Origin of the sequence: Streptomyces sp. NPDC005374 (assembly GCF_042872225.1) — a bacterium.
In the GTDB taxonomy this organism is placed as follows: domain Bacteria; phylum Actinomycetota; class Actinomycetes; order Streptomycetales; family Streptomycetaceae; genus Streptomyces.
This window is the reverse complement of sequence record NZ_JBIAKA010000015.1, coordinates 1-20,266: the sequence shown is the minus strand read 5'-3', so window position 1 is coordinate 20,266 and position 20,266 is coordinate 1. Positions and strand designations below refer to the sequence as shown.

The window sequence follows — 20,266 nt, the reverse complement described above, 5'->3', positions numbered from 1 at the left end:
CTTGGCCACGGACTTGGCGGCATCGATGACTTCGAGTCAGGTCTCGCTCGGTCGGTTGTTCGGGGGGCATGAGGTTGGGGATGGTCGGACGGCGGTACAACTCCCGCAGTCGTAGTGCAGGCAGGCCGCGCGTCCGCATCGCGGCGCCGATGCGGACGGCGAACAATGAGTTGCCGCCGAACTCGAAGAAGTCGTCGTCGGGGCCGACGGGCACTCCCAGCACCTCGGTCCAGATCTTTGTCAGCGTGTCGGTGAGGTCGTCGTCGACGTGGGTGGCTGGGGCGATGTTCCAGGCCTGCTGCCGGAGAGCGGTGGGTGCGGGGAGCTTCTTCGGGTCGAGTTTGCCGTTGGTCGTCAGGGGGAGTGTGTCCAGGGCCGTGACGGTAGTGGGGAGCATGTGCTCGGGCAGGATGTTCGCGGCTCGTTTGCGGACGGCTGCCGGGTCGCCGCCGGAGGACAGAGTCACGTAGGCGTCGATCCTGGCGGTGGCGGCCTCGGCCGGGGTATCGCGGCGGACCACGACATCAGCCGTGCGCACGTCCGGGTCCTCCAGCAGGACGGAGCGGATCTCGTCGAGTTCGATGCGGAAGCCGCGGATCTTGACCTGGTTGTCGATGCGTCCCAGGTGTTCGAGGCGGCCGTCGGGTCGCAGGCGGCCGAGGTCGCCGCTGCGGTACATGGTGGCGCTGGTGACGGGGTCGGGGACGAACCGCTGTGCCGTGAGGTCGGTCCGGCCGAGTAGCCCTGTGCGACTCCGGCGCCGCCGACGCAGATCTCGCCCGCGACACCGGGTGGCAGGAGCCGGCCGGCCGGGTGCCCGCGACCCTCGCCGCCCCCTCGCACTCCTCGGCCTCACGTGATCACAAAACAGACGTCACACAACTACGCCGAAGCCCTGCTACCGAACCCGGAACGGTTCATAACTGCCGTTGTGAGAAGCCTGTTCAGGGCGCCTGCCGCGCCGAGGACCAGGACGCCCCCGCTCAGCCGCGGTCGTGGAGGGTCACCTGGTAGCCGTCGGGGTCCGCGAACGTGAAAGTGCGGCCGAACGGCCCGTCAACGGGTGCTGAGACGATCGTCGTGCCGGCGGCGGCGAGGGCGTCGTGGATGTCCTGCGCGTCGGGGGCGTGCAGCCACAGCGCCATTCCCTGGCCCGGTTGCGCGATCGCGTCCAGGTTGACGCCCGCGACGACGTCGCGGACGGCGAACGCGATCGGCTTGGTGTCGAACACGACAGCGTGCGGCGGTCCTGCGTCAGAGCGCTTCAGCCCCAGGTACTGCTCGTAGAAAACGGCAGAGCGCTCCAGGTCGCGCACCTGCAGTGAAATGAAGTCGGGTCCGGTAACGGCCACGATTCTTACCTCCTCAAGGCATGTCAGTCTTCTGACATGCCGGAATGTATGTCAGACTACTGACATGAGTCAAGGTGAGCCCGGAATCGAGCTGGACACATCACTGGGGTACATGCTGAAGGCGGCCGCGAGCGCCCTGCACTCCGCCCTGGAGGCCGTGCTGAGGCCGTTGGGCATGACGATCACCCACTACTCCTGCCTGGAGCTGCTTGCCCAGCGACCGGGCCTGTCCAACTCCGATCTCGCCCGCGGCACCTTCGTCACCCGGCAGTCGATGAACGTGCTCCTGCAGGCCCTCGAACGCCAGGGACTCGTCGTCCGCCCGGCACAGGCACCCGTCGGCAGGGCCCTGCCCACCGAACTGACCGCCCGCGGGCGCCGCCAGCTCAAGGTGGCCAGCGCCGCGGTTCGCCGCGTCGAGCAAGACATGCTGGCCAATCTGGATGCCGGCGAGCAAGACCAGATGCGGCGCCTGCTCACCGCGTGCATCGCCTCACTGACCGAACCGCCCGCATCGGCGAAGTAACTGCTCCGGGATTACGACTTTGCTGTGCCCCTGCCCTGATCCGACGCCGTCACAAGATCAGCGTCAGAGCCCGTAATTCCCCAGGGCTGCGGTCGTAATTCCCCGCGATCTGGACGGGTGTGTGGGGCGTCCGTCCTGTGGCTGACGGAAAGTGTTCGACGGACCGGGCCGGGACAGGCCATGATGCGCAGTCGTGATGGCGATGGAGCAGTTCGTGATCCGGGCTGCGGCCCGCAACAACGCCGAGTGGTGCGCGTCGATGAGCCGATCGCACGGTTTGGCGGGCGAGTTCGGGTTGCAGGCTTGGGCCGTTCCGTCCCGGCCGCCGCTGTACTACCCCGATGCGGTGACGCTGGTGCCGGGGACCGATGCGGCCGTGTTGGTGGACCGGATCGATACCGCCGCTTCCGGCGCCTGCGTCAAGGACAGTTTCGCCGACCTCGATCTGACGGGGGCCGGCTTCAGGGTGCTGTTCGACGCGCAGTGGATCCACCGCCCGGCGGGCGCGCCGACCACCTCACCGGATCTCGCCTGGGATGTGGTCAGCGGCCCGGACATGCTGCGGGCCTGGGCCCTTGCCTGGGATGACGGGGACGGTAACGCGGACCTCTTCCGGCCCGAATTGCTCGATGACCCGGCCACGTCCGTGCTCGTCGGACGCTCCGCTGACGGCCTGGTGGCCGCTGGGGCGGTGGCGAGTGGCAACGACCATGTGGTCGGAATCTCCAATGTCTTTGCCGTGGAGGGCGGCGCTGACCGGGCCTGGCCGGTGGTGCTGGACGCAGTGCACCGGCTGTTCCCGACCCTGCCCGTGGTCGGCTATGAGCGCGGCGCGGACCTGGATGCCGCCGTCCGCCATGGCTTCGAGGCGGTCGGTCCGCTGCGGGTCTGGCTGCATGGTTAGTTGATCCGCGGATCAGGTCCTGTCTGCGGTGGGGTTCTTCGGTCGCTTGTCGGGGCGGTAACTGGGGCCGTCCATGATCACCTGGTGGCTGGCGTTGATCAGCCGGTCCAGCAGCGACTCGGCGACGACCGGGTTACCTGACCCGCTTCTTCTCGGCGCTCCTCGGCGACAGGCTGGTCCGCCCCGCCCAACTCGCCGAGATGAAGACGACCGTACGGGCCGCGTCCCTGGACCCCGTCTGGCGCGGCGCGCTACGGCCTGGGCCTCATGGAGCTCCCGCTGACCTGCGGCGGCGTCTACTACAGCCACGCCGGTGACCTGATCGGCCACACCACCCGGGACGGCGTCAGCGGGGACGGCCACCGAACCGTCGTCCTGCAGGCAACGGGCGACGGAGCATCCGACCTGTCCACGGAGGTGGCACAGAACGCCCTGATCGACACGGAACTCTGCGCCGCCGCAGGGCGAATATGTGCAAGGCACGGGGGAAGATCTCGCGGCTTCGCTGCCTGATGCCTGGTTGTCAGGACGGAAGGGCGGGAGGCGGGGGCGCCTCCAGCCCTCCCGCCCTTCCCCTCCCGCCTCCCGTGTCAGCGTCAGCCGATCTTGTCCGTGAAGCCGGTCGACAGGAACGTCTGGTGGGTGACCCTGCCCTTGCTGGGCCCCGCCGTCCACGTGAAGGTGTACTCCAGGATCGCGCTGGTCTTCGGGTCGATGATCACCCGGCCGACACTCTTGGCCTCCGCGAACTCCACTGCGGTACCACCGCGCCCGGTGCTGTCCTTGACCTGGCCGACCAGCTTGACGGCCTTCAGACCGGCCATCGCCTTGTAGACCCCGGCCCGCAGTTTCGGACTCGCCGGGGAGTCGGTGAGCAGGGTGACCGCCTGGTCGAAGGGCGAAATGCTCTTGGGCCTCGGCGGAGTCTGCAGCAACGTGAGCAACTTCGCCGAGTCGGTGGTCAGTTGCTCCAGACCCTTCCAGTCGAGGTCCTTCGGCCCGAACTGCCAGTCGGGACGCTGCCCCTTCTTGTAGGCCTTGCCGTTGTTGACGACGTAGTAGTCCATGGACCGCGAGATGTACGCGTCCCCGACCGCCGTCCGCATCTTCCAGTACTTCCCCGTGGTGGCAGACTGGGTGGCGGCCACCGTGGAGATGTCGTCCAGGAAGACGGACGCGTCGTTCGCACGCGCCTCGCTGTGCGTGCCGGTGCCCGCCGGGGCCGCGCCGGTGTTCGCGTACGTCACCACGCCGGTCGCGACCGCGGCTGTGGTCAGCAGCCCAATCAGAGCCCGGCGGCGCCCGGACGCCCGCCGGATCGGCGTCAGGGCGACAGCACCCGCTTTCGGTCCGGTCGTCCCCTCCGTGGCCACTGCGGCCTCGACCTCCGCCAGCACCCGGGCCAACGCCCGCTCCGACAGCGGCTCGACGATCCCCGCCGTCGCCAGTTCATCGGCACCGGGGAAGTCCAGCAGTGCGCCTCGCTCGTTCATACCGTTGTCCTCAGTGTCGTCGTACGCGGTCATGCCAGGTCTCCTGTCGCGGTCAGGTTTCGTCCGGCGGGGCGGGGCATCGCGAGCCGGTCGCGCAGTCGGCCCCGGGCCCGGTGCAGCCGCGAACGCGCGGTGCCCGCCGGGATGCCCACGACCGCGGCGGCCTCGGCCGGGGTGAGCTGCTCCCAGCTGATCAGGAGCAGCACCTCCCGCTCCTCGGCGGGCAGTTCGGCCAGCGCCCCGCGCAGTGCGGGGGCCAGCGCGGCCGCGTCGAGGCGCTGGTCCACCACCTGCCAGGGGTCGGTGACATCCGGTCCGGGCGCGGGCTCCTTCCGTCCCGCCCGCCGCAGGAACTGGGCGAGCACGTTGTGGGCCACCCCGAACAGCCAGCCACGGGCCGAGCCGCGCGAGGGGTCGAACGTGCGCCGGGCGGCGAACGCCTGCAACCAGGTCTCGGCGAGCAGATCCTCCGCCGCCGCGGGCATGCGCCGGGCAAAGTAGCCGTGCAGGGCGGTCGAGTGCGTCTTCACGAGGTGAGTGAAGGCCGCCGTGTCGCCGTGCGCCGACCGCGTCAACTGGGCGTCGCTGTCGCCGTGTTCAGGACTGGCGCCGTGCTGGTCGCTGTCGCGGTGGCGGAGGCCGCCAGGTTGCCGGTTGCCCGGTTCATCCGGTTTCACCGAATCTCCGTTTCCGACCGCCGGACGACGGTCTCACCCTGTACTTGTCATCGGACGCCGGGTGCGTTCGGGACCATCCGAAGCCGATCGCTCCGTAGCGTCTGCCGTCAACTGCCGTCTCCGCGCGCCGACTTCCCGTTCCAGCAGAAAACCCCAGGTCAGTGATCTGTGGTTTCAACTTGCCGATGTTCAACACGGGTACCGAGCACGAGGCGCCTGCCACTCCCAACACCACTTTCGCGAACTGGAGCTTCGTTCCCGCACCCCGCCTCACCTGACCGGCTCGCCGAGCTCGCCGCCCTGCTGGGGCCGGCCGGGCCGGCGTCCCCCGACGCGGTCCACCGTGTCGCCCGAGGCCTCGCCCGCAGTACCCGGGGTGGGGCGTCGGGGAACCGGGCGTCAAGGCGTTGCAGCGGTTCGCGGGCGTCGCTGCCCACTTGCTCCAGGCGGGCGACGGGGTGGCTGGGCTGGAGCGCAGGCGAACCAGCCGGCCGTAGCGTTGGGCCCATTCGGCGGTGACCAGCTCATCCAGCACCTCTGGCGGGTCGCGGGCCACCTCGTCGAGCACGGCGCGGACCGCCTCGGTCACCAGCTCCAGGCGGGTCAACTCCCGTGCGGCGGGCAGGACGTGGGTGGAGTCGGTGCGCTGCGTGACGCGCCCCTTGAGCAGGCCGGCCCGTCGGATCCTGGTGAGTGCGAGGCCCAGTAGCCGGTTGGCGCGGTCGCCTTCGGCGAGCCGGTCGCGGAAGGCGGACAGGACGCTGTAGTGGAAGCCGGGATCGTCCAGGTCCAGTCCGAGGGCGTACTTGAAGTCGATCCGGCAGCGGACCGCTTCGGCGGCCTGGCGGTCGGAGAGGTTCATCGCGTACTGCAGCACGCAGACGGTGGCGAGCTGGGCCGGTGAGTCCCCAGGGCGGCCGTTGGCAGAGGCTCTGTGAGAGAGTCCGGCGGGCCTACTGTGGGGCCAGTGACAGTGATCGGACACGTACGGTGTCCGTTCGATAAGAAGAGGTTCACATGACGGTTGTGTCGATCAGGAAACTCGGTGACCCGGTTCTGCGGGAGCCGGCCAAGCCGATAACCGACTTCGATGCCGAACTGCGCACATTAGTGGGCGACCTGCGCGAGACGCTGAGCGACAGCCAGGGGGCCGGGCTTGCCGCGCCCCAGCTCGGTGTCGGGCTCCGTGTGTTCGTCTGGAGCCCCAAGTTGTCGGACGGCGATCTGGACCATCTGGTCAATCCCGTCGTGGACTTCCCGGACGAGGAGGAACAGGACGGCATAGAGGGATGCCTGTCCATCCCCGGCGTATACCTGGACACCAGGCGTCGGATGAACGTCGTGGCGAAGGGCTTCACCATGCAGGGCGACCCGGTCCAGGTCGTCGGGGACGGGATGCTGGCCCGCTGTATCCAGCACGAGACTGATCACCTGGATGGTGTGATGTTCATCGACAGGCTGACCCCTGAGATGCGGGAGCGGTGGATGGCCACGCTGCGCGCGGCCGACTGGTTCGACGAGGATGTCATGGCAAAGATCAGACAGTCACCACACCAGTAGAACGGCCGACCGTGCGGAAAGCGGCTCAGCGTCGCTTTCCGCACGTCTGTCTGCTGACCGCGGCGTCTTGGGCGGCGGATTCCAGCGATCGTCGCAACAGCTGTGCCGTACAACGCGCCAGCCTTGCATTGAATCCAACATCGAGGCGTCACGATGCCGGTTTCCCTGAAGAGCCAGCTCAGCAACGCCAGAGTTGCCTCCGAGCACCGCCTTCAGCTGGCGGTTCGTCCGATTCTCCGAACTTCGGCACTTGCATCGGATGCATCTCGGCTCGAATGCGGTGCAGACGTGCCGGGTGGTGCCACCGGCCAGAGGCGTCGCGGGCGACATCGACGCCGACTTCCACCACCAGCTCGGGGTCCACGAGCGTGACGCTCAATGTCTCGCGGCCGGTGTACTGCAGGCGCCCGTTGTCGTTGTACCTGCCGAGCAGCAGACTGCGGAAAGCCGTCAGGGAGCCGGTGACTGCGCCGATCGCCTCCGTGGTCTCGCGCACTTTGTATTTCTGCCAGCCCCGCGAAGGCCGGTAGGCATCGTCCAACCTTTTGAAGACCACGCCCCTCCATCCCGACCGAGGCCCATGTCAGCCACTCGCGCACGGTGTGGGGGTCGGTGATCGACGGGCACAGCACCCAGGGCGCGATGAGCCGGCGGACGGCGAACATGGACTCCAGGGCGGCCCTGCGCCGCCGATGGGGCCATCCGGTCGTGTCGGTCCCGGACAGCCGCAGCAGATCGAACGCGGAAGCGCGCAGGTTCGCAGAATCTCGGTCCCGCGGAAAGGGGAACTCGCGTGCTGGCCGGTGTTCTCGGCGGTATCGCGCACGGGTTAGCTCATGAGCGGGACCTGAGTCCGTCGACGACAACATCCAGCATGCGCTTTAGTTGCAATGCTGTTGCTTTATGGGTCTGCGGGTTGGGGTCGTTGGATGCGGATGGCTCGGGTGCCGGTGGCGGTGGGCTGGGGCCAGGCGTGGTGTTCGGCCCGTTTGAGCCGGTAGTTGGACATCTTGCGTTTGACGGCGCGGGGCTGGCTGCGCAGCCGTCTGGGTGGCAAGAGACGCTCCAGAAGGTCGTGCTGGAGCCAGACGAGGGCTTTGACCAGCAGCTCAGGGGGAAAAGCTGCCCGGTGTGAGGGTCACGCTGCGCCGGGCGGAGCGCAGGGTTTCGGTGAAGGAGACCCGGTCGGGGTCCAGGCCGCGGGTGACGGCGGTTCTCACCATCAACTCACGCAGCGCGTGGTGGACCAGCAGGTGCGCCCAGATCTGTTGCAGCACGCCGTCGGGCGTCTTGCTGCTCAGCACGGTGCGGGCGCCGCGCTGATGGGTCTTGAGCTCGGCGAAGACAGCCTCCGCCTCCCAGCGCTCCTGGTAGAGCGCGGCCAGCTGGCGGGCGGGATGACGGCGGGCATCGAGCAGGCTGGTCACCAGCCGGTAGTCCCCATCCTCACGACCGGTGCCGTGCAGCTGATAGGCCACCACCCGCACCCGTGACCGGATCACGGTGCCCGGGATCGGTGTGAGCGTGGATGCAGGAGAGCTAGGATCCGTCCCGCAGCTGCCGCTCGACGGGCAGGATCCGGTTGGCCGGGACCCGCCACAGCAGATCGGCACCGCTGGCGGTGAAGGCCCGCCACAACGGCACGCCGAGAAACTCCCGGTCGGCCAGGACCAGTTCACCGGGCCCGCAGGAGCGGGGCAGGCGGCTTACCAGGGTGACTTCCCCGGTGCGGCAGCCCGCCAGCTCGGCATCGAGGACGAGGTGGGTGCCCACCTCGACCAGGCAGGCCATCCGCACCTGGGGAAAGGAGGACTTGTCCTGGCCGCGGCTGTTTCCGGGGCGGCCGAAGGCGGCCTCGTTGGCCACACTGTCGGCGACGTCCCAGCAGGTGCCGTCCACCGCCAAAAGCCGCAGCCCGCGCCAGAAACAGCCCGGGGTGGCCTGGGTGCCCATCGGCTTCGCGGTCGTGGCGAACAGCACCCGCAGCGGCTCCGCACCCAGCCGCTGGCAGGCTCGGAACAGCGACGACTTCGCCGGGATGCGCCACTCACCCAGCAGCCCCTGACCGCGCAGGCCCTCGACCAGGTGCCGCATCACCTCCAGATACGGCGCCGGCGAGAACAGGGCAAGGGCGAGCACGAAGTACACCACCAGCCGGGCGGGCAGCAGGCGTCTGCGCTGCTCCGCGCGACCGCAAGCCGCCACCACACGATCCACCAACCCAGGCCGATACACCCAGGTCAGCAGCCCCAAACCCGATAACTCACCGACGTCCGCAGACACCCGCACCACCCCCGGGAGGACTGCACAGCAGCCTACGCCCGCGAGCTATTGCAACGGCATTGCGGTTAGGCCCTGCCGGCGACCGTGGCCCTGCTGGAACTCAGAGGTGCGTTGCCGCATTACGGTGTGGACGCGCGCCGCCTGGGCGAGGCCTTGCGAGTGCGCGCCCTGTCCCGCCTCGGGGCCGACGTCCGTGTTGGGATCGGCCCCTTGAGAAGCCGACAGCGTCGCGGATTCCTGAGGGCCCAGGGCAGTGAACTGGCTGGCCACCTGACGTTGAGACGCCGATCGTCCAGTCGGTTGAGGCAGCAGGCGTTTGTACGGCCTGTGCTCGGCAGGGTGTAGTGACGTGGCGGTCTTCTTCCACGTGAGGCTTCCCTGGGGCGAGGGGCTGGGGGAACTCGTGGAGGGTGTCGCCGACCGTGCTCGCCGAGCCGCCCGCGTGCTGGTGCCGTAGGTGTGCGGCCATCCCGACTCCCGCGACCACCGGCATTTCACGCATCCGGCGCGAGCTCGGTGTGGGCTTCCACCCGTTGCTTGAGGCCGGTGTTGAAGGCGGCGTACCCGTCTTTTTTGGGTGTTCTGAGGAAGGGCCGGATCAGGGTGACCAGGGCGCCGGAGAATTCCTCGTGGTTGGTCAGGCGGGTGGTGCCGTCGTGGTTGGGGGAAAGGATGAAGGAGTGCCGGCCGTGGAACAGCTGCTTGATGCCGAGTGTGCCGACCCACCGCAGTTCCTGGCCGGGCGTCGCGACGGTGACCGTGGGCCTGAAGGTCATGCCGGGCATGCGCATCGTGAGGCGGCTTCCCACGTGGGCGGTTCCCTCGGCCGCGGAGAAGGTGCTCCACTCGCCGTAGGCGGCGAAGTCGGTGAGGACGTCCCACACCGCTTGCGGGGTGGCGTCGATGTCGACGACTGCTGTGAGGACCGGCTTCATGGTGGTTTCCATTTCTGGCTGGTGAAGGATAGGGGCGGGGGTTCGGCGAGCGGGTGGTCCACCGGTGGCCGGTGGGGCCGGGGAACGGCGTGGGGCGCGGTCCGCGGCGGGTCAGAGCGTCCCGCCCGGCGCGGCCCTGTGGGAGGGGGCGCTGTGGGTGCTGGTGGCCGTGGTCTCCCGCAGGCCGTGGTCGATGAAGTCGATCATCCAGGTGAAGCTGTCGTCGATGTCGGTGGCGAACCGGAACCCGCCGGCTGCTTCCAGGGACGCGTATCCGTGCAGGACGGTGCGCAGCATCCGCAGCGCGTGGATCTGCTGGTCGGGGTCGATCCGGTAGCCGTGCAGCATGGCCGCCCAAGAGTCGACCACCCGGTTGAGGGCGTCGATGAGGGGGTCGTCGGGTCCCGTCGGGCGGGCGGCGTTGGCTGCGGCGTATCGGCCGTGGTGGTCCTTGACGAACGTCCGCATCGCCTGTGCGCCGCGGACCAGGGCTTCGGTGCCGGACCGGCCCTGGATGGCGTCGCGGATGGCGTCGGCGCACTGGTTCATGGCCAGGATGGCGATCCGGTGGGCGAGGTCGGTCTGACCGGTGACGTGCTTGTACAGCGAGGGGGTCTTGACCCCGAGCCGTTCGGCGACCAGTCCCATGCCGAGCTGGTCGAATCCGACCTCGTCGACCAGGGCGGCGGCGGCTTCGGTGACCGCCGCGGCGGTGAGTCCGGCCCTAGGCACCGGAAACCGCCTTGGCCAGGAACGGCAGAGCCAGCGCGAGGACCTGGTCGGGGGTCTGGGCGTGCGGGTAGTGGCCGGCGCCGTCGATCACGACGAGCTCGCCGAGGCCGGCGGGCAGGTCGGCGATGATCTTCTCCCCTTCGGCGCGGGGGTCGGCCCAGTCGGGGTCCAGGCTGCCTTCGACGATCAGGACCGGGCAGGTGACGTGGGCGAGCTGGGCGCCGGCGTCGGCGGGCTTGGACTTGCACATGTCCTGCAGGGCCTTCATCCGGCCGGGCTCACTCAGCGTGGCCTCGATGCGGGCCAGTTCGCCGTTCCAGTCGGCGGGCTTGGCCGGGTAGGCCACGTCGAGGTACTTCTTCCAGTCCGCCACGCGCCCCCGGACGATGACCTGCACCATCCGCATGTACCCGGTCCGGAAGCGCTTGACCCGGATCAGCCCGCCCAGGTCGACCGGCTGCGCACGGGTGAACGGGGCCAGCTCGATCACTGCGCTGATCACGTCGGGCGCGGTGGCGGCCGCGATGGTCGCGGCGCCGCCGCTGATCGAATGCCCGATGATCACGGCCGGACCGCCGAGGTGACGCACGACGGCGACCAGGTCTCCGGCGATGTCGGTGCGGCTGTAACCGTCCCAGCCGAGGCTGGACTCGCCGCACCCGCGGATGTCGACGTTCGCGACCCGGTAACCGGCGGCCACCAGGCCGGGAACGAGGAAGCGGTAGGAGTGCCGGCTGTCGCCGATGCCGTGCGCCAGCACGACCAGGGGACCTTCCCCGGTCACGTCGAAGGCGATGGTGTTCTTGCCGATTCTCAGGTGCTCGGTCATGCCGTCCCCCAACAAGTTGGCTAATGTTGTTAGCTAAAGACTAGTCACATTAGCCATGGGGGTCAACAACACACTCAGCCGCGCTCGATCGGAGGCCGAGCCCAGAGCAGTGGGTGCCGCACGGCGTAGTGTCGTTTTTCCGTGAGAACCACGGGGGCCCTCATCACCGCGACGTTCCAGGCTGGAGCGCCCAAGCACCTCACATCGTGCAGGGGCGGCGCCATTGGATGTATCGGCCGTGCTCCTTGACCCGCCCGGCGTTCGTCGACGCCAAAGGGGTTGCCGTACTGGCCCTATGCCCAGGCTGTCGACGACGCCCTTACCGCACGGGGCATCCCGCCGGGCACGGTCCGGGCCAGCCGCACCAGCCTCGACCGCGGCCTGACCATGTACACGGTGATGACGTGGGACGTCAGCCGGACCGGCGGCCGCGACGGCCTCCAACTGCACTGGCAGGAACGCCAGGGCTGGTTCTACGCCCTGGCCGGGCTGAGCCAGTTCGACGTCCACTTCTACACCGTCCTCACCCCGCTCCGTACGCCCATGCCCGCCCCCGAGGCGGTGGCCGACGTCGCCGAACACCTCGTACGCTTCCGCCGGTTCACCGAAACGGAGCACGGGCAGCAGTGGGAAGGCGCGGGTGACGTGCGGGTCGCCGCGAACGACTTCCGGCGCGCCCGCCTCGGACTGCCCCCTCTCGGGCGCCAGTGGCCCGGCGAGGGGACCGGGACGGGCACGGAGAACAGAGAGATGGAGGGGGAGGGTGTGCAGCTGACTATCGACACGCAGACCGACTCGTACGAGCAGGCGATCGCGGCCGTCCAGGCCGCCTACGGCCTCAACCCCGCCGCCGTCACCAGCAGTTGGCCCGACGTGCCCACCCACGAGCCCCGACCTGGCCCGGAGACGCTGGCCGGTGAGGATCTCGGGCAGGGCTGGACGGAGCGGATGCTGTTCGACAGCATCGCCGCCGTCATGCCCCGCGCCCGCGCCGTCCTGCGCCGCCTGGTCGAGGTGGGCGGCACCGCCACCCACGACGACATCCAGGCGCACTTCGCCGGCCACCCCGAGACGCCCCTCCCGACCACCGAACCCAGTGGCTGGAACGAGACGAGAGCGTACGCCTCCACCGGATCGAGCCCGCCCTCGTGGAAGGCCTGAAGCGGTCCTTCGACCTCGCCGACGCCCGCCCCGACCGCTCCGGCAGGAACTCGCCGGTCCGTGAGCCCTGTTGGCACAGGGCACCCCGCGGGAGGCGGGTCCGCCTGGGACCCTACTGGGCCGCTGCCGTGTGAGGTGTGCGGGCCGGGTGTGTAATGGGAGGTGAGGGGTGGTCCGGGCGGAGAGCAGAGCCATGAGTGACCGCGCGCACAGAGCCCAGCTGCCGGAGGCGGCGAGCACTCCACTGTGGAAGGCACCGCAATGGGGTGCGGAAACGCCCGCCCGCGAGGTGTTCCCCGGCTACGGCAAGCCCATCGACCTTGAGCAACAGGAAGTGGAGCTGACCCGGTTCGTCGGCTACATGACGGCGCTGGGCTGGACCCAGGTCCACCGCATGCCCGGGGCGGTGCTCCTGGCCCGGGTTCAGTACGCCGATGGCGCGGCGGCCGTCGGGGTGGGTGCGACCGGTGTCGCCGCGGGCGCGGCGGTGGGCGGGGCTGGTCTTGTGGGAGTGCTGGCCGGTATCGGAATGATCGTCTTCGGGGTGCTCCTGACCGTCACGATCATCGGCGCCATCATCGGCATCCCCATGATCGCGGCCGGGGCGGCCGTCTTCACCGGGGGCACGGCGGCCACCGCCGCCGGCGGCGCGGTCGGGGCGGCCGGTATGACGGTCGGCGTCAGCGGTGCCGCGTCCCACGACCAGACGCTGCGCCTGCAGGCCTGGACCGATCAGACGGGGCGCATCTTCGTCAAGGGCGCCTGAGGGCGCCCCTGTTCCCTTCGCGGCGATCACGGTCGGCCACGAGGCGCAGCTGATCTCCGGTGGTCGGGCACGGGGCCGGTCGCAGAGCGACGGGCTGCACAGTGCGGCTGTGCAGCCCGTCCGCGCTCACGCATGTGGACGGACGGTCACGCCAGCAACGGCATGACGATCGCCAGCACGGCGACGCACAGCGTCATGACGCTCAAGGCCACGACGCTTCCCCAGACGATCGCCCTGTTCACCGGGGCCTGGACCAAGCGGGCGATGTCGAACCCGATGAGGCTGGCGACGGCGGAGAAGAGGATGCACATGCACGACACAAGCATCAGGGACATCAGCGGCTGGACAGTCACGCGGCACCCCGCTGCTCGCGGTAGCGGCCGGCCCACCGCTGGGCCGTGGTCGGTGAGACCTGGAAGCGTTCGGCGGCCCGGCGCGGGGTCCAGCCGTCGTTGACGACGCAGCGGGCCAGACGCAGCCGTCCGGTCTCGGTCAGGGGTGCATTACCGTGAGGCACGAGGGCCTTTCGTCGTTCGGTGGAGATGTCGCAATCCACACCGAACCCGGAAGGCCCTCACCTGTTCAAGATCCCTCAGCCGAGACTTGCCTCACCCGTCCACAACCTCCTGGGACAGAACACCTAGGGCTCGGAGAGAGAGCCGGCCTCCAGGAGCGGGCCGAAGAGCCCCGGGTTCGCGTGCGCGGCCTCCTCCGACCCGTCGTACAGCGCGTGCATCTGGGCCCACTCCTGGCGGTTCTTCGCCCACCTCGTGTACACCCGGCGGAACTCCCAGATGCACTGGCCCACGAAGTACGTGGTCAGGCAGCTGGCGCCCCGTTCCTTCTTGTGGTTGGGGTTCCACCCGCCCGCGACCAGCGCCTTGAGCCGGAACGACACCCGAGCCCGCAGCACCACCTCGAAGAGGATCTCGTCACGAGCGTCGGCGTCGGAGCGCAGCAGGGCGTAGTCGTCGGGGCCGATCCAGAAAGGCCGGCCCCGCTCCGCGCACCACTTCAGCGCGATCCGGGCGAGCGTGCCCGCGCGGAGCATGCCGCGCAGGACCGGCCACGCCTCCCGGATCAGCTCATCCTCGAACACCTGGTAGGCCCGCCCCTCGAAGCCGTCCACCGCCAGTTCGCTGACCCGGGCCGCGTCCCGCTGGATCCGCGCCGACCGGTCGTCGGGCATGCCGTCATCGACGGCCTCCGCGACCTCATGCACCCCACGCATACAAAAGCCTCCGTCCTGGACCACTTTCGACCCCTGACCCTTGTTTCTCAGCGAGCGCGCGATCTACCAGCAGTGGTCTGGTCGTCTCGGGCTTCGGTGTCGACGGGGCGGGTGCACCGGCATGCGGCCGTCGACGTGGCGGTGCGCGAACGGGCACCGTACGAGCTGAGGGAGAGCGATCTGGAGGTCGCGGCTCGGCTGGTGGGTGCCTGCCGGTCGAAGTGCGCGCCGTGCCAGGAGACCCTCGCGGACAAGGTCGTGGAAAGGCACCGGCCGCTACTGGCCGCGCTCGCCGGCATCCCCTACGGCCTCGCGCTGAATGAGGCCGCCGCGCACTCGCCGGCGGTTCAGCGCAGGGTGCGGACGAACACGTCCCCGATAAGGTTCGTGTCCTCGGGCACCAGCCCCGGGTAGTAGGAGTCGAATACGGCCGTCGACTCGTCCGCGCTCAGCGCCGCGCGTCCCACGGTGACGGGCTTGCCGTCCTGTCCCGGTGACAGCAACTCCTCGTGTCCGGTCCGCAGATCGCGCAGGACCAGCCCCAGCGACCTGCCATCCGCGTCGGCGGTGTTCAACAGCAGCTTCGAGCCGTGCACCGACAGGTCCGACACCAAGGTGAGATCCGTGGGGGAGTGGCCGTCGTACCGCTGCAGCGTGCCGGTGCGCAGGTCACGGACGAAGGCGTTCCAGCCGCCGTTCGGATCGGCCTGCGAAACCAGGTTGGTGGCCCGTGAGTTGAAACCGACCTTGGAACCGTCGGGACTCAGTACCGGACCGACGGCCGACATGTCGGCCGTCGCACCGTCATGGGTGGCATCGGCCTGTACGGTTTTTCCGGTCACGCGGTCGTACACCAGGATGTCGCCCTGATCGTCGTCAGCCGGCCCGGAGTATCCCTCCAGATAGGCGACCTTGCGGCCGTCGGCGCTCATCGAGAGCTGCTGGCACTGGTGGAAGTTCTTCGAGCCGTCCGAGGGCCGGCTGACCCGCCGGACCTGCTGCGTCCGGCGGTCCAGGAGCATGACCCGGCAGGCGTAGGCGCCGTTCTCGTCGGTGGTGGGCCGGGCGACGAAGGCGACGTAGCGGCCACCGGCGCTGATCGGGGCGACGCCGTAGGACACGTGGTAGCCCTCGTCCATCGCGGGTGCCAGGCGTTGAGCCTGGCCGGTCTGCAGGTCCATGACGTGCACGGACGACGCCCCGGTCGGGGTTGAGTACGAGTTGAAGGTCAGGTAGCGCCCCGACTCGGACAGCTGTGGCGTCGATGTCGTCTCACCCGGCACCACGACACGCTGCAGCGGTGCGCCGGGAGCCGTGCGGTAGAAGATGCTGTTCGGCACGTCCGTACCGGGCACCAGGTTGCTCGCCGACGACTGGAAGGCCACCACGCGTCCGTCCGCGCTGACCACCGGCTGTACCGAGTGGTGGTTGCCGCCGGTGCCGTCAGGGGCCACGCTGATCCGTTCGGTGCGCGGGACCTGATCGGCGTCGGCCGCCCCGGCCGGCCAGGAGAGACAGGCGACGGCAGTCGCTAGGACAGCGGTCATGGACATGCGTAAGGAAGGTCTCATCTGGTGGCTCCCCCTTCGGCCGGGGACGGCCACCGCCGCCCCCCGTACCCCGTGCCCCTGGCCCGGCGCAAAAGGCTCACGAGGATGCACGAGATGAAAGCGCGTCGTCCGCCAGGGGTCAATGGGTCCGCACCGGTCGATCCCGTTCTCGGGACTGGCCACCGCCTGCCACACGAGAGGGCGGTCGGCGTCCGGTGCTGACTAGCCTCGGCGAATGATCTTGTGGGGCGCGCTTGTGGTAAGGCCAGCGAGGTCGCGCACATCCTGATCACCAACTCCCGGCCTTCGTCGGCCCTGACGCCACCGGTGCGGTCGAGGCCCGGATGCGCCGGCTCCGACAGCCTCGGCGGTCTGACCGGCCCCCAGAAGCCGGTTCCCGAGTTCGAGCGGTGGCTGCTGCGTCGGCGACCAGGTGCTCATGAGCTTCTTCGGCGTTGACCGCAAGCTGTGGTTTTCTGCCCGCCGGCCCTGGACGTGCAGGCAGGCGCGCAGGGCCCGGACCGCCGTGTGCAGGCGGCTCTTGGCGGTCGCCCGGGAGCGGGCCTGGATCACCGCCTCGCTGCCCGAGCTGGTCGCCCGAAACGGCGAAGCAGTCCTCTGCTCGGGGTGGACCCGCTGCCGCAGAGTGCCGACGCCGCCCGTATCGACACCTACCTGGATGACGCGCTCGCGGCCGGCCGACTGCTGTTTGAACGTGCCCGCACCGGCTGACCGCCCGAAGCCCGAACGGGCCTTGGTCTGTCTGCTGTGGCTGGTGGCAGCCAGGCCAGGAAGAGTCAGCCGTGCACTCGCTGGGCCCCCACGATCCGCGCCGGGAGGAGGCAGCCGGAATCAACGACACGCTCGGCGGCGGCAGGTACCGCTCGGCGAGCTCCCGGAGGTGATCTTTGAGGCGGGCCTGCGGTACGCGTCGTGGGTGGCAGCCCTGCGCCGGTCGTCGCGGTCATTCGGATGAACGAGCCGGCCGACCGGCATGGGGGCGGGGCCGAGGATCTTGGTCATCGTCAGCACACGGGCAGCGGGTTCGTCTCGCTGTAGATGGAGGTGTCCTTCATGTAGCCCCACTCGCCGTTGTCGGCCTCGGTGAACACCCAGCGGTACGGGTGCGGCCCGCCGACGTAGGGGCCGTCGTCGCGGCGGCAGCGGAACCAGCTCGGGTTGGAGTACATGTAGCCGACGACCACATCAGCGTGCGGGTACCCGTTGGTCGGCGCGGGCTCGTAGACGGCGGCACCGCGCACGTTGTTGCACCACCATTCGCTGTTGGAGTACCAGCAGCCGGAGGCCGCGGACGAGGACGGTGCCGCTGTCACCGTGAGTGCGGCGGAGAGTACGGCGGTTGCTACGGTTGTCAGAGCAAGCTTGCCGAACTTCATGTTTCTCCCCTTGGGTCTGCGTGCGCGGTCGACTGTCTACCAACAGGCCGGAAGCGGGTTGGTCTCGCTGCTGATGGCGGTGTCCTTCATCCAGCCCCACTCGCCGTTGTCGGCCTCGGTCCACTCCCAGCGGTACGGGTGCGGACCGCCCACGTACTCGTCGGGCTGACCTCCGTCGTAACGGCAGTCGAACCAGCTGGGATTGGAGTACATGTAGCCGACGATGCGGCTGGAGTCGGGGTAGAACCGGGCGAGGTCCTTGTAACCGTAGACCGGAGCACCCACGCGGTTGTTGCACCACCAGTGGCTGCCGCTGTACCAGCAGCCGGAGGCCGCCGAGGCGCTCGGTGTTGCGGTGGTGCCGAGTGCCAGTGCCAGCGCCGCCACGCTGAACAGGGCAGCAAGGGTCTTGCGTATATGCATGTCACGAGCTCCAGGATGTGCTGCAGGAGTGGGCAGGACCTGGGCACACGTTCACGCCACAGGTGAGGCCGAAGCAATCATTTCGAAGCTGATGGAAACCTTGGCGGTGCGGAGGCACGGCCGTGCTGTACCAAGCGGCGCCCAGGAGAAGTCGCGTGGTGCACTGGCGATGGTCACCGGACCGTGAGCGACGACCGTGGCCGCACCGTCGCCCCCGGGACCGTGAGGGTGCCGAGGAGACTACGGACTGCCCAGCCCTGCAACCGGACAAAGAGCACGCCGAGACATCGATGCACGCCCTGCACCTGCTCCAGTCGAGCCTCGTACACATCAACACACTGCTGCTTCAGCAGGTCCTCGCCGAGCCCGCCTGGGCGAAGAAGCTGAGCGACAAGGACCGGCGTGGGCTGACCGCGCTGTTCTGGTCGAACACCAACCCGTACGGCACGTTCCGCCTCGACATGGACAAGAGGCTCGACTTGGGGCTATCGATCACCGTGTCCCGGACGCGTTTCCCTGAGCCCACCGCGACGATGCCCAGCTAGGGTCTGTCCGGCCGATCATGTGGCTGGTCCTGTATCGGTCTGATCCGGGAGGTCGGGAGGGACACAAGGAAGCGTTGGGCCGGAGGATTCTTGGCGCGCTGGCCCTGGTAAAACAGTGACCGGTGGGTGTCCAGGAGCGTGAACGCAAGATGTACCGGCCGCTGCGGCGGGCCGGCCTCGAGGTGATCCCGGACGCCGTGCCGGACGGCACGATGCCGTTCGTCTCCGGAGACAGGCCTGAGGACATCGTCGGCGGCTTCTCCCACCCATACGAAACCCCACGGCTCGTCCAGCGTCTCAACGAGGACTGGTACGACCTGGCGGTCTCCTCGGGCCTTCTCGACCACCAGCGCGAGTTCCTCGTCCTGCTTCCCCACGGCATCCACACGCACCATGCTCTCCTGCCGAAGGAGCACTTGCATTATGGCCGCCATACTCCATCGCCGGTCTGGACCCGGGTCCGGCTCCTCGACCGCTGGGACATCATGGGCCGGGGTGCGGCATCGGCGTTCCTCGGCATACGTGCGGGCCACCCGGGTTTCGGCATGATGGCGCTCGACAGCAGCGTGTACATCAGCTGCTCGACGGGCGAGATCGGTGTCGACGTGAGGGCGGTGGCCCACCCGGCCCACTCTGAGAACATCCTGCAAGACCTGGAGTGGTACGCACATTGGGACTATCCCCGCGCCGACAAGGAGTTGCAGAAGCGGATCGCTGCCTGGCTCGCGGGCCGCGCACTGGGGACTCCCAGTTGGTCCAACTGATGATCACGCGGGCCCCGGCGGCGAGGCCGGAAAGCTTGTCGCCGTCCAGCTGATCATGTGACTACTCCGTGTGCGAGTCGTTCCTCTGGGGCACGGGGCGGGGTGATCTGAGCGATGCCGAGTGGGAACAGCTGCGGCCGTTCCTGCCTGTGAGCAACGGGCGTTGTGGCAGATGGCGAGATCACCGTCAGGTGATCGACGGGATTCTGCACCGGGTGCGAACCGGTGTGCGGTGGCGTGACCTGCCGGCACGGTTCGGTCCGTGGAAAACCGTCTATGAGCGCCACCGACTATGGTCGGCCGACGGCACTTGGGAGGTACTGCTACAGCAGGTCCAGGCCGCAGCCGACGCGGCGGGTGAGATCGACTGGGACATCTCGGTCGACTCCACCGTCGTCCGCGCGCATCAGCATGCGGCCGGCGCCCGCACCGATCCGCCGCCGGCTCCCGCCTCAAAGGGGGCCGCAGCAGCAGAACACCAGGGCGAGACGCGGTGGCAGAGCCTCGTCGCCCGCCTGGCGGAGGTGGGGCTGGAGGTGAGGGCCTGGGCCGCTCACGCGGTGGGTTCACCAGCAAGCTCCATCTGAGCGCGGACGGCCGCTACCGCCCGCCGTCCCTGAGCGTCACACCGGGACAGCAGGCGGACTGCACGCAGTTCGAGCCGGTGTTGGAGAAGATCCGTGTCCCGAGGATCGGGCCGGGCAGGCCGCGGAAGAATCCTGACAGTCTCGCGGCGGACAGGGCCTACAGCAATGGGCCGTGCCGTGAGTACCTGCGGCGCCGGGGCATCCGGCACACCATCCCGGAGAAGACCGACAGCCAGGCCGCCCGCCTACGCAAAGGCTCACGCGGCGGACGGCCGCCCGGCTTCGACGAGGACCGCTACAAGAAGCGCAACACCGTCGAGCGGGCGATCAACCGGCTGAAGCAGCACCGGGCGGTGGCCACCCGCTACGACAAGCGCGGCTACATCTTCCTCGGGACCGCTACTGCCGCAGCCCTCGTCATCTGGCTCCGCGCATGATCGGCCGGACAAGTCCTAATAGTGCTTCGTTAGGTTCTGGTTCTGCTGGTGGTGAGGGGGCGGCCGCAGGTGCTGCAGGTGCCGGTCCAGCACCTCAGCAGGTCTTGGAGTGCG

At 69.0% G+C, this 20,266-nt stretch carries 24 protein-coding genes and 2 pseudogenes; 9 read left to right on the top strand and 17 right to left on the bottom strand.

All coding sequences use genetic code 11. From position 1 onward, the window contains the following. Window positions 1-79: 79 nt before the first annotated feature. Together ACFYRX_RS32800 and ACFYRX_RS32795 are read right to left on the bottom strand one after the other, a co-directional pair. Window positions 80-810 (bottom strand): annotated as a pseudogene (locus tag ACFYRX_RS32800) (non-ribosomal peptide synthetase); the annotation flags it as partial. A 173-nt stretch (window positions 811-983) separates the two neighbouring features. After that, window positions 984-1,352: a VOC family protein gene (locus ACFYRX_RS32795; RefSeq protein ID WP_389107607.1), complete on the bottom strand. Its 369-nt coding sequence runs from the start codon at window positions 1,350-1,352 to the stop codon at window positions 984-986. Between the two features lie 64 nt (window positions 1,353-1,416). Here ACFYRX_RS32795 and ACFYRX_RS32790 point away from each other — a divergent pair, with 64 nt between their 5' ends. From ACFYRX_RS32790 to ACFYRX_RS32780, 3 genes are all read left to right on the top strand, one after another. Beyond that, window positions 1,417-1,878, top strand: coding sequence for a MarR family winged helix-turn-helix transcriptional regulator (locus ACFYRX_RS32790; protein WP_389107604.1), 462 nt, complete (start codon window positions 1,417-1,419; stop codon window positions 1,876-1,878). Window positions 1,879-2,080: 202 nt separating this feature from the next. Next, window positions 2,081-2,782 carry a hypothetical protein gene (locus ACFYRX_RS32785; RefSeq protein WP_389108114.1) on the top strand — a complete coding sequence of 234 codons (702 nt, stop codon included), beginning with the start codon at window positions 2,081-2,083 and terminating at the stop codon, window positions 2,780-2,782. Window positions 2,783-3,049: 267 nt separating this feature from the next. Then, window positions 3,050-3,295, top strand: a complete 246-nt coding sequence (locus ACFYRX_RS32780; protein WP_389107601.1) for a hypothetical protein — start codon at window positions 3,050-3,052, stop codon at window positions 3,293-3,295. Window positions 3,296-3,378: 83 nt separating this feature from the next. On the opposite strand, the gene ACFYRX_RS32775 is transcribed toward ACFYRX_RS32780, so the two are convergent. From ACFYRX_RS32775 to ACFYRX_RS32765, 3 genes are read right to left on the bottom strand one after another with little or no spacing between them, the layout of a single operon-like run. Continuing rightward, complete coding sequence (locus ACFYRX_RS32775) at window positions 3,379-4,308, bottom strand: hypothetical protein (RefSeq protein ID WP_389107598.1); 930 nt, start codon at window positions 4,306-4,308, stop codon at window positions 3,379-3,381. Continuing rightward, on the bottom strand, window positions 4,305-4,952 hold the full coding sequence (locus tag ACFYRX_RS32770) for an RNA polymerase sigma factor (protein WP_389107595.1): 648 nt from the start codon (window positions 4,950-4,952) through the stop codon (window positions 4,305-4,307). Before ACFYRX_RS32770 ends, ACFYRX_RS32775 begins: the two co-directional genes overlap by 4 nt. Continuing rightward, window positions 4,939-5,829: a transposase gene (locus ACFYRX_RS32765; RefSeq protein ID WP_389107592.1), complete on the bottom strand. Its 891-nt coding sequence runs from the start codon at window positions 5,827-5,829 to the stop codon at window positions 4,939-4,941. Before ACFYRX_RS32765 ends, ACFYRX_RS32770 begins: the two co-directional genes overlap by 14 nt. Window positions 5,830-5,969: 140 nt before the next feature. Between ACFYRX_RS32765 and def the strand changes: the two genes are divergently transcribed. Further along, on the top strand, window positions 5,970-6,512 hold the full coding sequence (gene def, locus ACFYRX_RS32760; protein ID WP_389107589.1) for a peptide deformylase: 543 nt from the start codon (window positions 5,970-5,972) through the stop codon (window positions 6,510-6,512). A gap of 178 nt (window positions 6,513-6,690) precedes the next feature. On the opposite strand, the gene ACFYRX_RS32755 is transcribed toward def, so the two are convergent. From ACFYRX_RS32755 to ACFYRX_RS32730, 6 genes are all read right to left on the bottom strand, one after another. Then, window positions 6,691-7,008 (bottom strand): hypothetical protein, encoded by a 318-nt coding sequence (locus ACFYRX_RS32755; protein WP_389107587.1) that lies wholly within the window; start codon window positions 7,006-7,008, stop codon window positions 6,691-6,693. Between the two features lie 613 nt (window positions 7,009-7,621). Further along, window positions 7,622-7,990, bottom strand: a complete 369-nt coding sequence (locus tag ACFYRX_RS32750; protein WP_389107584.1) for a transposase — start codon at window positions 7,988-7,990, stop codon at window positions 7,622-7,624. Between the two features lie 61 nt (window positions 7,991-8,051). Next, window positions 8,052-8,717 carry an IS4 family transposase gene (locus ACFYRX_RS32745; protein ID WP_389107583.1) on the bottom strand — a complete coding sequence of 222 codons (666 nt, stop codon included), beginning with the start codon at window positions 8,715-8,717 and terminating at the stop codon, window positions 8,052-8,054. Window positions 8,718-9,289: 572 nt separating this feature from the next. Next, window positions 9,290-9,742 (bottom strand): SRPBCC family protein, encoded by a 453-nt coding sequence (locus ACFYRX_RS32740; protein ID WP_389107581.1) that lies wholly within the window; start codon window positions 9,740-9,742, stop codon window positions 9,290-9,292. A gap of 99 nt (window positions 9,743-9,841) precedes the next feature. Next, a complete protein-coding gene (locus tag ACFYRX_RS32735) occupies window positions 9,842-10,462 on the bottom strand; it encodes a TetR-like C-terminal domain-containing protein (RefSeq protein WP_389107578.1) in 621 nt (206 codons plus the stop codon). Continuing rightward, the gene (locus ACFYRX_RS32730) at window positions 10,455-11,291 is read right to left on the bottom strand and encodes an alpha/beta fold hydrolase (RefSeq protein ID WP_389107576.1); all 837 of its coding nucleotides are present in this window, start codon (window positions 11,289-11,291) and stop codon (window positions 10,455-10,457) included. Before ACFYRX_RS32730 ends, ACFYRX_RS32735 begins: the two co-directional genes overlap by 8 nt. Before the next feature lie 279 nt (window positions 11,292-11,570). Here ACFYRX_RS32730 and ACFYRX_RS32725 point away from each other — a divergent pair, with 279 nt between their 5' ends. Both ACFYRX_RS32725 and ACFYRX_RS32720 read left to right on the top strand, forming a co-directional pair. Further along, window positions 11,571-12,452, top strand: coding sequence for a DUF6292 family protein (locus ACFYRX_RS32725; protein WP_389107573.1), 882 nt, complete (start codon window positions 11,571-11,573; stop codon window positions 12,450-12,452). A gap of 193 nt (window positions 12,453-12,645) precedes the next feature. Then, on the top strand, window positions 12,646-13,218 hold the full coding sequence (locus ACFYRX_RS32720) for a hypothetical protein (RefSeq protein WP_389107570.1): 573 nt from the start codon (window positions 12,646-12,648) through the stop codon (window positions 13,216-13,218). A 146-nt stretch (window positions 13,219-13,364) separates the two neighbouring features. Here the strand turns inward: ACFYRX_RS32720 and ACFYRX_RS32715 are convergent, their stop codons facing one another. From ACFYRX_RS32715 to ACFYRX_RS32690, 6 genes and pseudogenes are all read right to left on the bottom strand, one after another. After that, window positions 13,365-13,571 carry a hypothetical protein gene (locus tag ACFYRX_RS32715; protein WP_389107568.1) on the bottom strand — a complete coding sequence of 69 codons (207 nt, stop codon included), beginning with the start codon at window positions 13,569-13,571 and terminating at the stop codon, window positions 13,365-13,367. 14 nt (window positions 13,572-13,585) lie between these two features. Further along, window positions 13,586-13,735: pseudogene (locus ACFYRX_RS32710) on the bottom strand (helix-turn-helix domain-containing protein); the annotation flags it as partial. Window positions 13,736-13,858: 123 nt separating this feature from the next. Then, on the bottom strand, window positions 13,859-14,449 hold the full coding sequence (locus ACFYRX_RS32705; protein WP_389107567.1) for a hypothetical protein: 591 nt from the start codon (window positions 14,447-14,449) through the stop codon (window positions 13,859-13,861). A gap of 347 nt (window positions 14,450-14,796) precedes the next feature. Then, entirely contained in the window at window positions 14,797-16,002 is a 1,206-nt protein-coding gene (locus ACFYRX_RS32700) for a hypothetical protein (protein ID WP_389107564.1), read from the bottom strand. Window positions 16,003-17,024: 1,022 nt separating this feature from the next. Next, window positions 17,025-17,396 carry a hypothetical protein gene (locus tag ACFYRX_RS32695; protein WP_389107561.1) on the bottom strand — a complete coding sequence of 124 codons (372 nt, stop codon included), beginning with the start codon at window positions 17,394-17,396 and terminating at the stop codon, window positions 17,025-17,027. A gap of 36 nt (window positions 17,397-17,432) precedes the next feature. Continuing rightward, window positions 17,433-17,819 carry a hypothetical protein gene (locus tag ACFYRX_RS32690; protein ID WP_389107559.1) on the bottom strand — a complete coding sequence of 129 codons (387 nt, stop codon included), beginning with the start codon at window positions 17,817-17,819 and terminating at the stop codon, window positions 17,433-17,435. Between the two features lie 122 nt (window positions 17,820-17,941). Between ACFYRX_RS32690 and ACFYRX_RS32685 the strand changes: the two genes are divergently transcribed. From ACFYRX_RS32685 to ACFYRX_RS32675, 3 genes are all read left to right on the top strand, one after another. Next, window positions 17,942-18,364: a Tn3 family transposase gene (locus tag ACFYRX_RS32685; RefSeq protein WP_389107556.1), complete on the top strand. Its 423-nt coding sequence runs from the start codon at window positions 17,942-17,944 to the stop codon at window positions 18,362-18,364. A 122-nt stretch (window positions 18,365-18,486) separates the two neighbouring features. Next, the gene (locus tag ACFYRX_RS32680; protein WP_389107553.1) at window positions 18,487-19,128 is read left to right on the top strand and encodes a hypothetical protein; all 642 of its coding nucleotides are present in this window, start codon (window positions 18,487-18,489) and stop codon (window positions 19,126-19,128) included. 68 nt (window positions 19,129-19,196) lie between these two features. Further along, a protein-coding gene (locus tag ACFYRX_RS32675) for an IS5 family transposase (RefSeq protein WP_389107550.1) occupies window positions 19,197-20,152 on the top strand; the annotation gives its coding sequence in 2 pieces (ribosomal slippage) (window positions 19,197-19,553 and window positions 19,556-20,152; 954 coding nt in all). Window positions 20,153-20,266: the final 114 nt, after the last annotated feature.